The organism is Blastocatellia bacterium (assembly GCA_035573895.1).
Lineage (GTDB): Bacteria > Acidobacteriota > Blastocatellia > HR10 > HR10 > DATLZR01.
In genome coordinates this window covers 45,830-58,838 of the sequence record DATLZR010000009.1, presented here as the reverse complement: position 1 = coordinate 58,838, position 13,009 = coordinate 45,830, and the positions used below count along the sequence as shown (strand labels likewise).

10 protein-coding genes are annotated in these 13,009 nt (G+C 57.4%); 8 read left to right on the top strand and 2 right to left on the bottom strand.

Features of this window, described 5'->3' with window-relative positions; genetic code table 11:
- Window positions 1-80 precede the first annotated feature (80 nt).
- Window positions 81-1,352: an MFS transporter gene (locus VNM72_00950; GenBank protein ID HXF03967.1), complete on the top strand. Its 1,272-nt coding sequence runs from the start codon at window positions 81-83 to the stop codon at window positions 1,350-1,352.
- Between the two features lie 78 nt (window positions 1,353-1,430).
- On the opposite strand, the gene hslO is transcribed toward VNM72_00950, so the two are convergent.
- Entirely contained in the window at window positions 1,431-2,354 is a 924-nt protein-coding gene (gene hslO / locus VNM72_00945; protein HXF03966.1) for an Hsp33 family molecular chaperone HslO, read from the bottom strand.
- A 409-nt stretch (window positions 2,355-2,763) separates the two neighbouring features.
- Between hslO and VNM72_00940 the strand changes: the two genes are divergently transcribed.
- The 7 genes from VNM72_00940 (at window position 2,764) to VNM72_00910 (ending at window position 12,005) form a co-directional block, all read left to right on the top strand.
- Entirely contained in the window at window positions 2,764-3,918 is a 1,155-nt protein-coding gene (locus VNM72_00940) for a cysteine desulfurase family protein (protein HXF03965.1), read from the top strand.
- Between the two features lie 35 nt (window positions 3,919-3,953).
- Complete coding sequence (gene thiI, locus VNM72_00935; GenBank protein HXF03964.1) at window positions 3,954-5,162, top strand: tRNA uracil 4-sulfurtransferase ThiI; 1,209 nt, start codon at window positions 3,954-3,956, stop codon at window positions 5,160-5,162.
- Window positions 5,163-5,551: 389 nt separating this feature from the next.
- Entirely contained in the window at window positions 5,552-6,334 is a 783-nt protein-coding gene (locus VNM72_00930) for an FTR1 family protein (protein HXF03963.1), read from the top strand.
- Between the two features lie 291 nt (window positions 6,335-6,625).
- The gene (locus VNM72_00925) at window positions 6,626-8,017 is read left to right on the top strand and encodes a tetratricopeptide repeat protein (GenBank protein ID HXF03962.1); all 1,392 of its coding nucleotides are present in this window, start codon (window positions 6,626-6,628) and stop codon (window positions 8,015-8,017) included.
- A 49-nt stretch (window positions 8,018-8,066) separates the two neighbouring features.
- A complete protein-coding gene (locus VNM72_00920; GenBank protein HXF03961.1) occupies window positions 8,067-8,654 on the top strand; it encodes a CDP-alcohol phosphatidyltransferase family protein in 588 nt (195 codons plus the stop codon).
- A 69-nt stretch (window positions 8,655-8,723) separates the two neighbouring features.
- Window positions 8,724-10,418, top strand: a complete 1,695-nt coding sequence (locus VNM72_00915; protein HXF03960.1) for a M14 family metallopeptidase — start codon at window positions 8,724-8,726, stop codon at window positions 10,416-10,418.
- 141 nt (window positions 10,419-10,559) lie between these two features.
- The gene (locus tag VNM72_00910) at window positions 10,560-12,005 is read left to right on the top strand and encodes a lipopolysaccharide biosynthesis protein (GenBank protein HXF03959.1); all 1,446 of its coding nucleotides are present in this window, start codon (window positions 10,560-10,562) and stop codon (window positions 12,003-12,005) included.
- Between the two features lie 27 nt (window positions 12,006-12,032).
- Here VNM72_00910 and VNM72_00905 read toward each other — a convergent pair whose 3' ends face one another.
- Window positions 12,033-12,776: a polyprenol monophosphomannose synthase gene (locus tag VNM72_00905; GenBank protein HXF03958.1), complete on the bottom strand. Its 744-nt coding sequence runs from the start codon at window positions 12,774-12,776 to the stop codon at window positions 12,033-12,035.
- Between the last annotated feature and the right edge of the window lie 233 nt (window positions 12,777-13,009).

The window sequence follows — 13,009 nt, the reverse complement described above, 5'->3', positions numbered from 1 at the left end:
AACCCTGAGAAGAACGACGGTCGCCGATCATCGAAGGTGACGGTCCTGAGCGGCCCTCGGTTGAGATGAAACGTGTGGCTATGAAGGTGAAATCACAGATTTCAAATCTCGCGTCGTCAGCCGCTCCCCTGGAGCAAGAGCGTCCGAAGGTCTTTCGGGCTCTGTACAATCCCAACTATCGGGTGTTCTGGGTCGGATCGCTACTCTCCAATATCGGTTCCTGGATGCAGACGGTCGCTCAAGGATGGTTGGTGCTTCAGCTCACCAACTCGGCCTTCCTCCTTGGCGTGGTCGGTTTCACAGGGATGTTTCCGGTCCTCGTCTTCTCGCTTGTCGGGGGCGTGTACGCGGATCGGTTCGATCGGCGACGCCTGCTCGTGGCCACGCAAACGGTTTTGATGGTGCTCGCTCTCATTCTGGGGGTACTGGTGAGCACGGGCGCCATCACCGTCTGGCATGTTCTCGTGTTGTCGCTGTTGTCGGGGATCGCCAATGCGCTCAGTATGCCGGCCTACCAGGCGATGGTGCAGGATCTGGTGGGCCGCGATGATTTGATGAATGCCATCGCTCTGAACTCCGTTCAGTTCAATCTCTCACGGGTGATCGGGCCGGCAACCGCCGGGGTGGCTCTGGGAAGGATCGGCATCGCCGGGTGTTTTTATTTGAACGCCGTCAGTTTTCTGGCTGTAATTGTCGCCCTGCTGCGGATTCGTTTCCCCCATTATGTGCCACCCCAGAGCCCGCCGAGATCGGTGGCGAAGAGTGTCGTCGAGGGCATGCAATACGTATGGGAGAACCGCATCATTCTTTATCTTCTCACCATTGTGGCAGCGGTGAGCCTGTGGGGGATGCCTTACATGACGCTTCTGCCAATTTTCGCCCGCGACGTTCTCCATCGCGGAGCTGCCGAACTGGGCTACCTCATGTCGTCCAGTGGCGTCGGTGCCGTGATGGGAGCCCTTGTTCTGGCGCGGCTCGGTGATTTTTCTTTCAAAGGAAAGATGGCCATCGCCGGTGGCCTCATGTTTGCTCTGTCGGTCTTCGGCTTCGCCCTTTCTCGGAGTTATTACCTGTCGCTGGGGTTCCTTTTGATGGCCGGCTGGTCGCTCGTCAGTTGTGTGGCCGTCATCAACACACTGATTCAGAAGCTCGTTCCCGCTCACGTTCGAGGGCGGGTCATGAGCATGTACTCACTGGCGTTCCTCGGCCTGATGCCAATTGGTAACCTCGTTGCTGGAACGCTGGCCGAGTTGCTGGGAGCACGGGCGGGACTCGCCCTCGGAGCGGTTCTCATTGCCTCGACGGTGTTTTATGTCATTACCGTTCGGAGCGACGTCGCTCACCTTCGCTAGACGGTATGGTGCTCCCGAGGCAATCACTTCGAGGGAAACGATCTCTGGGTCTACAGACAGGAGTTCACCACAGCACAATCAAGAGGGTTCATCTGTCGCCGCCTCAGCCCGCAGCCGGGCGAGGTCCTCAGCGGTGAAGCGATACGTCGAGCTACAAAACTGACAGACCATCTCGGCTCCCCCATCTTCCTCAAGCATTTCCTGAAGATAGCGCGGATCGAGTGCCGCCAGGATACGTCGCGCTCGCTCTTCTGAACACGTGCAGCGAAATCTCAGGGGTCTGATCTCCAAGACCTCGAAATCGTACTTGCCCAGGGCCGTTTGCAGGATTTCTTCGGGGCCTTTCCCTTGACGAATCAATTGGGTGATATAGGGGGTTTCGGCGATGGAGCGTTCGAGATCGGCGATCACGTGCGGGGATGTCCCGGGGAAGGTCTGAACGATGAAGCCCCCCGCCGCCGCTACGCGAAAAGCGCGATCTCCGTCGGGAACAACGAAAACACCGAGCGATACCGCCGAGGGAATCTGTTCGGATTGCGTGAGATAGTAAGCGATGTCTTCAGCAATTTCACCGGAGATGATAGGAACCGATCCGACATAGGGGTCGCGATAAAGTCCTGTGCGGTAGTATTCTCCCTCCCGCATAACGTAGAGCATCCCTCCACCCACGATGCCCTTGACGTTGAATTTGCTTCGATCTGTTAATGGCAGATCCGCTGACGGATTTCTCACATATCCCCGCACGTTCCCCCTCGCATCGGCTTCAACCGTGATCCGCTCAATAGGGCCCTGACAGTGGAAGATGAGCGTCAGCTTTTCGACCTCTTTGAGCATCGTTCCCAGGAGCAGACCGGCCGTCAGGCTGCGACCGAGCGCCGCCGCTGCGGTGGGGGACGTTCGATGGCGGCGGCAAGCTTCATCTACCAGCTCCGTCGTCACAGCCGCGGCACAGCGCACCGTGTGCTCGCAAGCAAAACCCCGAACAAGGCGATCACCATTCATCGCGCGTCAACGAAAGGGTTTATTTTACGACTAACGGACACTTTGGCAAAGCGGCATCTGCGTCCAGAGACGCTCCAAAACTCTGAAGCTACCCGGCGAGCGGGCTTCCACCGTGGCTGGGATGTCTTCAATAAACAGGCACACGAGAAGCAAACGCCCATAAGTTTTCGTCGGTCGTCGTTGTGTTGATCATCCCTGAGTGGCTCCACTCATTTTCGGTGATCGCTTCCTTTATGCCTTCCCCATCAAATGGCCTCTCACGGGATGGCTGACCGGTGCTTCCCTCAGGGGACAGATTTCGTTACTCGGAGCGTATTTTGTGCACGGGGCGAGACTTTTTTTCGCTTTTCATTCTGTGACGACGCAGTCGGTTCTTTTCTCCCTCGTGGGGATTATGTAAACTATCGGCATGATGACACGCGAGATCTATCTGGATAACAACGCCACCACGCCGGTGGCTCCGGAAGTCTTCGAGGCGATGCGTCCTTATTTTTGCGAGCGATACGGAAATCCATCGTCATTGCATCGGAAGGGAATCGAAGCCGAACGCGCCGTCCGGGCGAGTCGGAACACGCTCGCTCGATTTTTCGGAGTGCCGGAGGCCGCAGTCATCTTCACCTCGGGAGGAACCGAGGGCGACAACATTGCTATCAAAGGAACGGCGCGAGCGCTTCGGCGTCGCGGGACGCATATTATCACCACTCAGGTGGAGCATCCGGCTGTGCTCGAAAGTTGCCGCGAGCTGGAGAGCGATGGATTTCACGTCACCTATCTGCCGGTCAACGGCGAAGGTCGGGTCGAAGCCGACGATGTTTTGGCCGCTTTGAGCGATGAGACCATCCTCGTTTCCATCATGCATGTCAACAACGAGCTGGGCACGATCTTCCCTGTAGAGGAGATCGCCGCTCGACTCAAGCGGCAACGACCGGAGATCGTCTTTCATTCTGACGGCGTGCAGGCCGTCGGCAAGCTCAAGATCCGCCTCGACCATATTGATCTTTACACGATCAGCGGCCACAAGATTCATGCGCCAAAGGGAATCGGCGCGCTGCTCGTGCAGGGAGATACGTCGCTTCGACCGTTACTCAACGGCGGGGGGCAGGAGCGGGGATTGCGCTCGGGAACCGAAAACGTTCCTGGAATCGTTGGTCTTGCCCGCGCTGTTGAACTGATCTCCGAGGACTTCGATGCTCTCCAAGCTCATTTTACCAGGTTACGCGATCGGTTTTTGGCAGGTCTGTCCGAGATTCCCGGTGTCCGGGTGAATTCACCCGTGCACTCCGTGCCGACGACGGTGAACGTCTCATTCCCCGGGATTCCCGCCGAAGTGATGCTTCATGCATTGGAGGCCGAAGGGATTTACGTCTCAACAGGAGCCGCCTGCTCCAGCCGCAAAGGGCGGCGGAGCCACGTTCTGGAAGCGTCCCATCTTCCGCCGGAGGTCATTGATTCCAGCCTGCGGTTCAGTTTTTCCCGCTACACGACCGTCGAAGACATTGAGACCACCCTGCAGGTGATCCGACAGGTCGTGCCGCTGTTTGCTGGAGTGGCTCGACGTGGCTAGCCTCTCCGGGCGCACCGTCCTGGTGCCCGAGAGGGATGACATCGGTCATTATGGTTGAACGGCTCGTTCTCGTCCGCTATGACGAAATTGGCATCAAGGGGCGAAACCGCCCCGACTTCACCAGGAAATTGGCGGAAAACATCCGACGGGTGACGGGTGTTGAGCGTGGACGCGTTCGTATCGAGTGGGGACGACTCTATATCCTGGCGGGCGAGGACGAGGCGGAACTTCTGCGTGCTCTCCCGCGGGTGTTTGGCATTCGGAGTGTGAGTCCGGCGGTGCGGCTTCCCTTCGATACAACCCTCCTCGAACAGGAAGCTGTCACACTTGCCCGACGCGAATACGAACGGGGTGCGCGCACGTTTAAAATCGAGACGCGCCGAAGTTTGAAGACATTCCCCCTGACCTCGCTTGACGTCAATCGCCTCCTGGGGACGGCCATTCAACGCGCTATTCCCGATTTTGCTGTGGATGTTCATCACCCGGATACGACGATTGGCGTCGAAATTCGCCAGGAGGGCATCCTGCTTTTCGCTGAGTGGATTGAAGGACCGGGCGGGCTCCCCGTCGGTATTAACGGGCGGGCGCTCGTGTTGCTCTCAGGTGGCATTGACAGCCCGGTCGCTGCCTGGATGGCGATGAAGCGCGGCATCGCCGTTGATGTCGTCTACTTTCACAGCTTCCCCTACACCGGAGACAAAGCCAAAGAAAAAGTGATTGAACTCAGCCGGTGCCTCAGCCGATGGAAGGGCGAGCCGGTGACCGTTTACATCCCTTCGTTCACCGACCTTCAGGTGGAAATCTCCCGACAGATACCGCCGCCACTGTGGACCATCTTTCATCGCCGATTCATGTATCGGGTGGCCGAACGCCTGGCCACCGAACATGGATACGGAGCTTTGGTGACGGGCGAAAGTCTCGGACAGGTGGCCAGCCAGACGTTAGAAAATCTGAGCTGCGTGGATGCGGCGGTGAACATTCTCGTTCTCCGGCCTCTCATCGGTCTGGACAAGGCGGAGATTGTGACGCTCGCCCGACGCATTGGAACGTATGACATCTCGATTCTCCCCTATGAGGATTGCTGCACCCTGTTTGCGCCCAAAAAACCAGTCACTCGAGCCCGTCGGGATCGAGTCGAGCAACTCGAGCAGAGACTTGATGTCGAGCGATTAATCGCGGCCGCCCTGAGCCGAACGGAGGTATTTTCGGTCACCGAGACCATGACCGAACAGGTCGTTCGGTAGAGGGTACCATGGGGATGCGGTTTGACATTGGCTCGGGCTCAGGATCCCGTCAGCGACGCTTCGCCCGATGCCTCAGGCGTGCTAAGTGAGGACTCGTTCGGAATGAGGGGAAGGGAAGTGATGGGTTCCGTCCCCCAAGCCGAGCCCCTCATGACATTCCTCCGATCCCACGGCCTCGTCCTCCGAGGGGCTTACTGAGAGAGGTCCTTTTCCCTCTCCAACAGATCTTCCCACCGCACGGGCGATGCCGGAGGCATCCGGAAGTTAGATTGGAAATTGACAATCAATTTCAATTATGCTAAACTCTCGGCTCACCGACAGGCCAGGAGGGGATGAGGTGACATTCAGAAGCAGGAGCAGATGAACAACAGGAGGTGGGTTGGACGACTATGCTTGATGCCTTCATGATCGTTCTGCGCGAGGGATTTGAGGCGTTTCTCATCGTGGCTATTACGCTGACCTATCTCAACAAGACGAACCGCCAATGGCTAAAGAGCGCGGTATATGTGGGAATTGTAACGGCTGCCGTGCTCAGTGCGATTCTGGGTTTTGTCTTGTTGCGCGGCATCAATCAGGCGTTCTGGGAAGGAGTGATCGGTCTGGTGGCCGCAGTGCTCGTCGCTTCCTTGGTGATTCACTTGTGGCGGACGGGTCCTCGGCTCAAGCAGATCATGGAGGGGCACCTCGAAAGGGCATCGGCGCCAGTGTCACGGTGGGCCGCCTTTGGTGGAGTTTTCCTTTTCACTGTGCTAATGATCACCCGTGAAGGGATGGAAACTGCCCTGATGCTATACCAGGTCCGAGGCAACTATTTCACCGGTGCCATTCTCGGACTGATGGCCGCTATAACGATGGCCTGGTTGTGGTCGCGATATGGATCGCGGATCAACCTTCGACGATTCTTCCAGGTCACTGGAATTTACCTCATTCTCTTTACGATACAGATCCTCATCTACTCTTTTCATGAGCTGGCCGAAGCCGAGATTCTTCCCCGGAGCGAGGAATTTCACGCGGCGACCGAACCCTTATCGCCGACAGGGATTTATGGGAAGTGGTTTTCCTTAGGCATGGTGGGGATTTGTGGTCTCTGGCTTCTCGGCGCGTGGTGGCGAGATCGGAACCGGGGTGGTCTTTTGGTTCGCCCTGGCGTTTCTGCTACCGCAACTGATTGATCCTTACCCCTCTATCTTCTCTCCGAGTGCGTTGCGCAAGCTCTCGAGTCTGTGATTTCCTGCAGACCAGAGAGCTTGCGCTTTTTTTTCATGGTTTCCCGGTGGTTACTTTCGCTCCGGGAGGAGCGTGAAAAAAGTGCCCATCAGTCCACAAAATCACGTGGTCGGCTCGTCGGGGGAATGGGCCAGGCCGGGACGGGTTTGCTGCCTTCGGCATGCTGTCGAATTGTTCTCGCAGGATGCTGGCCTATTGACAGGAAAAAAGCGCGCGGGCAAGATTCTCCCCGACCGATGAGTGACATACACAATGCAATGGGTGCGAGGAGCAAGCCTAACGGTGCGTTCCGACGTCGTATCCCGCCAGGGGCTGTTGCTTATGTCCTGATCTGGTTATTCTCTCTCCGCGTCGCTGTCTTCGCTCAGGAGGACATCCCTCTAGGACCCAATGGCTACGCGCGACGAATCGAAATGCTTTATCGCACGGCCAAGGGACTCATTGATGTGGGCGATTACGAGGAAGCCCTTCGGAACTATGAAGAGGCCCTTCAGCTTCAGGAGGGCCGCAAGGACCGTCGGGGAGCGAGTGTGACGTTGATCGCCATAGGCGACCTTTATCTTTTCTTTATGGGGGATGCTCGTTCGGCGATCGGTTTCTACGAAAGATCGGTTGCCATCAAAAAAGAGATCAAGGATAGAAAGAGTGAGCCGGAACCCCTTCATCAAATCGCCTACGCCTACTATGTTCTCGGTGACGTTGACCGCGCGGAGCAGATCTACCGCGAGGTCCTCGAACTTTCACGTAAGGTCAAGAACCGACGGGCTGAAGCGACGGCTCTCAATGGTTTGGGCAATTGTTTTCTTGCGCGGGGGCGCACGACCGAAGCGCTCGATTATTATCGTCAAGCGCTGCCGTTGCGAAAGAAGGTGAAGGATCACACGGGTGTTGCGAACACAACGTTCAATCTCGGCCGTACCTATTTGCGGGTGGGTGACCTTGCTCAGGCGCGACAGTATTTCGAGGAGGCGCTGAGGAAACGGCGTGAACTTCTTGACGTTCGGGCGGAGGCGGAGACCCTCCTCTTGTTAGGTCAAACCCTCGCCGGCATGGGTGAGAGTCCGAAGGCCCGTGAGTATTATCAGGAGGCCATCGCATTGGCCCGGAGGTCGAGAAATCAGCGAATCGAAATCGAAGCCCTCTATGGCCTCGGTGTCCTGGCGGTTAAAGAAGATCGAGGGGATGAGGCGGTTCGTCCTTTGACCTCGGCGCTATCACTCGCAGAAAAGATGGAGCCCGGCTTGCGCGACGTGATGCTTCGCCGTTTGATTCGGATGCTGGCATCGGTTTATCTCGCGCGAGGAGATATGATGGAGGCCGCCGCACTGTACAAACGCGGACTTCGGCTTGTGCGCCCTGCAGGCGAGCTGTCCTCACAAGTCGAATTCATCACCGCCTTGGGTGAAGTTTATGCGCAGCAGGGGCAGCATCAATATGCGCTGGCATGTTATTTTCAGGCCGAGGCACTCAGTCAAAAGAATCCTGCCCTGGCCGAGAGCCTGGTCGGAGATCGCATTCGGCGCCTGCGGGAACAGCTCGGTGAGGTCGCCTTCGCTCGATTAGCCGAGGATGTTCGCGCCCGTATGCTGACTCTTGTCTCGGAAGCAACGGGAATGAGCGATTGGTGAAAGGCTGGTCCCCTGGCGGAGAGCGCTCGGTCACCCCTATGGAGCGTTGATGATCAGCCGATTCTTAGGAAAGGGATTTCAGTCCGTTCTGCTGCGTCTGGCACAGATGCTCGTGCGCGTGGGTATTTCGCCGAATCTGATCACGGTCGTCGGGTGCACGGCGGGAATCCTTTCGGGCGTCGCTCTGGCCAGGGGAGAGTTCCTCTGGGGAGCTACGGCCATTGCCGTGGTGGGATTGTGCGACCTGCTCGACGGAATGGTAGCCCGCGCGAAAAACACGCAGAGCCGGTTTGGGGCATTTTTGGATTCAGCTCTGGATCGGTATGCCGATATGGCGATGCTCATCGGTCTCATCCTCTATTTCGCTCGGATGAACCGGCTCGATTATCTGTTAATTTGTTGTCTCGCGCTCGTCGGCACGGTCATGACCAGCTACGCGCGGGCGCGAGCCGAGAGCGTCATCGGTCATTGTCGCGTGGGCTTCATGGAACGACCCGAGCGCATCGTCTTCCTTATGCTGGGCATTCTCTTCAATCGTGTGGAACAGGCGCTCTGGGTCATCGCCGTCGGCGCCAACTGGACGGCGCTTCAGCGCATTCATTATACCTGGGTGGTATCCTCCAGCCGGCAGCAATGACGGAAGCCGTCTTCGCCGGGGGAGAGCGCTTCACCCGGCATCAGTCACTTTAGGGAGGAGGGACAACGGATGTTCAGAATCAAAGGTGTGGTGATGATCGTCGTGGGATGTCTTCTTTCATCGGGCCAGGCGAGTGTAAAGCAGGAACCCGCGAATCTTCCTCGCTCGCGGGCGGAAATAAGCGGGTTCACCGAGACATCGCGGTATCAGGATGTCATCGAGTTCCTCAAGGAGATGAGCCGCCAGAGTGATCTCGTTCGCCTGACGTCGTTCGGCAAGAGTTTTGAAGGGCGGGATCTCCCTCTGGTGATCGTGTCCGAGCCGCCAGTGACATCGCCCGAGCAGGCCCGCGCGTCGGGGAAAATGGTTGTCTTCATCATGGCCAACATTCACGCCGGCGAGGTAGACGGGAAGGAAGCAACCCTCCATCTTCTAAGAGATTTAACTGTTGGCCGCTTGCGACCGTTGCTCGCCCGTCTGGTCGTGTTGCTTGCTCCCATCTACAACGCCGATGGAAATGACCGCATCGGCCCCAATAATCGGCGGCATCAAAATGGACCGAGCGGGGGCGTGGGGACTCGGGAGAATGCGCAGGGGTTGGATCTCAATCGCGACTTTATGAAGCTCGAAACGCCGGAAGCGAACGCGCTCGTTCAGAACATCTTCAATCGCTGGGATCCCCATCTCACGATTGATTGTCATACAACCAACGGATCGTATCACGGCTATGCGCTGACCTACGCCCCGCCACTCAACCCCAATGGGCACCGAGAACCCATCGAGTATGTCCGCGAGCGAATGCTGCCGGAGATCACGAAGGTGCTCGACTCCCGCTTCGGTTACAAGACCTATTTCTACGGAAATTTCATTGACCCCAACGATCCGAGCAAAGGATGGCAGACCTTCGATCATCGTCCCCGGTTCGGCAACAACTACCTCGGCCTCCGCAATCGGATGACGATCCTGGCCGAATCCTATGCCTACGCTGATTTTCGCACTCGCGTGGATGTGACGGAAAAGTTCCTCCAGGTGATCCTGGAATATGCAGCAACGCACAGTCAGGAGATGATGGAGATCATCGCGCGAGCCGATCGGGAGACAGTCAATCGAGGGAAGTCGCCGACTGCATCCGATCAGCTCGGCGTCCGGTTTAAGATGAGGCCGTTCGACAAGCCCGTCCCCATCCTCGGCTACGAGATCGTTCAGGAAACGGATCCAGCAACGGGGCAGAGACGGCCTCGCCGAACGGATCGGTTGGTCACCTACGTGACCCAAAACTTCGGTCTTTTCGAAGCCACGCGAACTATCACCATCCCGCGCGGGTATCTGCTCTTGCCCAATTTGCCCGATGTCGTCAAGAAACTTCGCGCCCACGGAGTGCTCGTTGAGGAGGTCAAGAAACCACTTCGGGCTGAGGTCGAAGTCTATGCCGTCGAGAGCGTCACCCATGCCGCCCAACCCTTCCAGAATCACCGAGAAACGACGCTGGCTGGGAAATTCCAGACGCGCGCCGTGGATATCCCCGCAGGTTCCTATTACATCTCCCTGGCGCAGCCCAAAGCCAATCTGGCCTTTTACCTCCTCGAACCGGAGAGCGATGATGGGTTGGTGGATTGGAACTTCTTTGATGACTACCTGATGGCGCAGCAGCAACGAGAGCAACCGGTGGTCTTTCCCGTCTATCGCGTCCATCGGCCTCTTCGCCTCGTGACCGAACGGGTAGAATCTTTCGACGCAATTCAACGGGAGAAGGAGAAGAAATGAGGGCTCGTTCACGGGGCCGACCCGTTGACCACGGGTCGAGACCACCCCGTGATGCCCTGTCCCGTGACTCATTATGTTTCGCGAACTCTCATGCCGAGCACCATGAGACGCGATGATGTAGCCCCGGGGTCGGCCTCCCTATTGGAGCGAGGATTTTATTCCGGGACAGTCTGGCTGCTGTTTCATCAACTGGTCACACGGACGATTAATTTTTTCTCCGGGATCGTCATAGCACGGCTTCTCACCCCGTTAGACTTCGGTCTGATGAACCTGGCCACAACGTTTTCCAACCTCGTCATGGCCGTGGGGAACATCGGCGTCGGCCATTTCCTCATCTATCAGCCCGAGGAAAGACAAGAATATCTCACGGCTGGATTCTGGTTGGGGATGACGGCGAGTCTCGGACTCTTTCTGATCCAGGTCGCTGTGGCCCCGCTGGTGGCAACGTTTTATGGCACGCCGATCGTGGCTCCGGTGATGATCGTGCTGGGGATCACCTTTTTTTTGATTGCGCCGCTCGGAGGGATTCATCAGACAGTGTTGCAGAAGCGAATGCAGTATCGGCGATTGATCATCCCCCAGATCGTGATGACGCTCGTGGGGACCGGGCTCACAATCCTTCTCGCAGCGCTCGGTTGGGGTGTATGGAGTCTCGCCCTTCCAGGTCTCGTCGCATTTCCTCTGGGTGTCGCCGTGACATGGGCAGTGTGTGACTTTCGTCCGTCATTTCAGCTTCACCGGAAATACTGGCGGGAGATTTTTCGCTATGGACGGAATGTCCTCGGCAGTGAACTGATCACCTTCGTCAACAACAATGCCGACTACATCCTCATTGGCAAGCTCCTGGGAGCGACGCTTCTGGGTTTCTACAGTTTCGCCTACGCCCAGAGTATGATGATCGTGGTCCTGATGACGGGCGTCTTCTCACAGGTTGTCTTCCCTATTTTCGCTCGCCTCCAGAACCATCGAGAGGAACTTCAGACCACCTATCTTCGCTTCCTTCGCCGGGGGACCGCAGTGATGGTGCCGCTGACACTTCTTCAGATGGTTGCGGCGGAGGAGTTCATCGGCTTTCTCTACAGCGAGAAATGGGCCGATGCCATCACTCCATTTCGTTTCCTGTTGCTCTATGCCGTAGGGCGGTCGCTGGCCCTGGGGGCGATGGAACTGCTCAACGCCGTTGGGCGACCGGATCTCGGATTCAAGTTTTCGCTGGCGATGGCCCCTGTTTTTACTGCGGTTGTTATCCTCGGGACGCACTGGGGGATTGCTGGGGTAGCGGCGGCGACGGGAATTGTCTTCGGTGGAGCCCAGCTCATTCTTGTGGGCCTGGTCCTCAGGCTCTTTCGGTGGCGGTGGGCTGCATACGCCGAGGCCATTAGACCCGCCCTTCAGGCGGCGGCAGTCGTGGCTTTGGCCAGCGCAGCGGTTCGTTTGCTCGCACGACAACAAGGTGCCCCCGAAGCGATGATCCTCTTGCTCACCCTGGCGGTCGGAGGGTTGGCCCATATTGTCATGCTGCGACGTTATTTCATCGAGGAGGCAAAAGCCCTCCGGCAGCTCCTGTTCGGAGGCGTGCCGCATTGAGGCGACCGTCTGGGGCTTTCCATGGGTTCAGCGAGAGTCTTTCGGGAGCAACCGACCTACCAACCGGGCGACAATCAAGCGCCAGGGCATAAACGCCGATTCAACAATGACCCGCTTGCTCATCTTCGAAGCCCCGGCCCGACGCTCGATGAAAATAATGGGGACTTCTGCGATGCGAAAGCCGAGGGCGTAAGCGCGGTAGAGCGTTTCCACCTGAAACGAATATCCATCGGAGCGAATCGTGTGAAGACAAATTCGTCTCAAAGCAGATGCGCGCCAGCACCGGTAACCGCCGGTTGCATCGGTCACCGGCAGATGCGTGATGGTTCGCACGTAGGCATTGGCGAAAACGCTCAATAATAGCCGCGACAACGGCCAGTTCACCACGCTGACATGGTGTCGCACGTAGCGCGAGCCAATGACGACATCGTAATCGCGAGCAGCTTCGAGCAGTGCCGGCAGATACTCCGGGTTATGCGATCCATCGGCATCCATCTGAATCACGAAGTCGGGATTCCGCTCCAGGGCCCAGAGCATCCCATCCACTAACGAACGGCCGAAACCTCGCGGGCCGGTTCGATGGAGAACATGCAAAAGAGGATCGCCTCGTGCGAGCTGATCGGCCAGTTCACCAGTTCCATCAGGCGATCCATCATCAACGATGAGAATCCCTCCGTTAGGGAGGACGTGCCTGATGGCCGCGATTAAAGGAGGCAGATTCTCTCGCTCGTTGTATGTCGGAATAACGATTTGAACCAATGGCGTACTCATTGGCGCAGACATTGAATCAACAGAGTAGGCGAAGGGCACGGGGACTGTCAAAGCTCCGTCTGGGGGTGATTGCCTTAGGTCATTCAGCCGCTTCGTCACATGCGCTCCCGATGGTGCGCTCGGAGAGTGGGGATCAAGGGACCTTGTCGCCGGGATACATCGCGCGTAGAATGACCGGTCGTGGGAGGACGGGAAACCCGGCAATAAGGACAGTAGCGAAGGATCGGTTCGCT

What these genes read in the sequence shown, in the direction of transcription:
- thiI (HXF03964.1), top strand. Translation starts at nt 3,954, where the DNA reads ATGACATCGGTCATTATGGTTGAACGGCTCGTTCTCGTCCGCTATGAC.
- VNM72_00930 (HXF03963.1), top strand. Translation starts at nt 5,552, where the DNA reads ATGCTTGATGCCTTCATGATCGTTCTGCGCGAGGGATTTGAGGCGTTT.
- VNM72_00940 (HXF03965.1), top strand. Translation starts at nt 2,764, where the DNA reads ATGATGACACGCGAGATCTATCTGGATAACAACGCCACCACGCCGGTG.
- VNM72_00905 (HXF03958.1), bottom strand. Translation starts at nt 12,776, where the DNA reads ATGAGTACGCCATTGGTTCAAATCGTTATTCCGACATACAACGAGCGA.
- VNM72_00915 (HXF03960.1), top strand. Translation starts at nt 8,724, where the DNA reads ATGTTCAGAATCAAAGGTGTGGTGATGATCGTCGTGGGATGTCTTCTT.
- VNM72_00950 (HXF03967.1), top strand. Translation starts at nt 81, where the DNA reads ATGAAGGTGAAATCACAGATTTCAAATCTCGCGTCGTCAGCCGCTCCC.
- VNM72_00920 (HXF03961.1), top strand. Translation starts at nt 8,067, where the DNA reads ATGATCAGCCGATTCTTAGGAAAGGGATTTCAGTCCGTTCTGCTGCGT.
- VNM72_00925 (HXF03962.1), top strand. Translation starts at nt 6,626, where the DNA reads ATGAGTGACATACACAATGCAATGGGTGCGAGGAGCAAGCCTAACGGT.
- hslO (HXF03966.1), bottom strand. Translation starts at nt 2,354, where the DNA reads ATGAATGGTGATCGCCTTGTTCGGGGTTTTGCTTGCGAGCACACGGTG.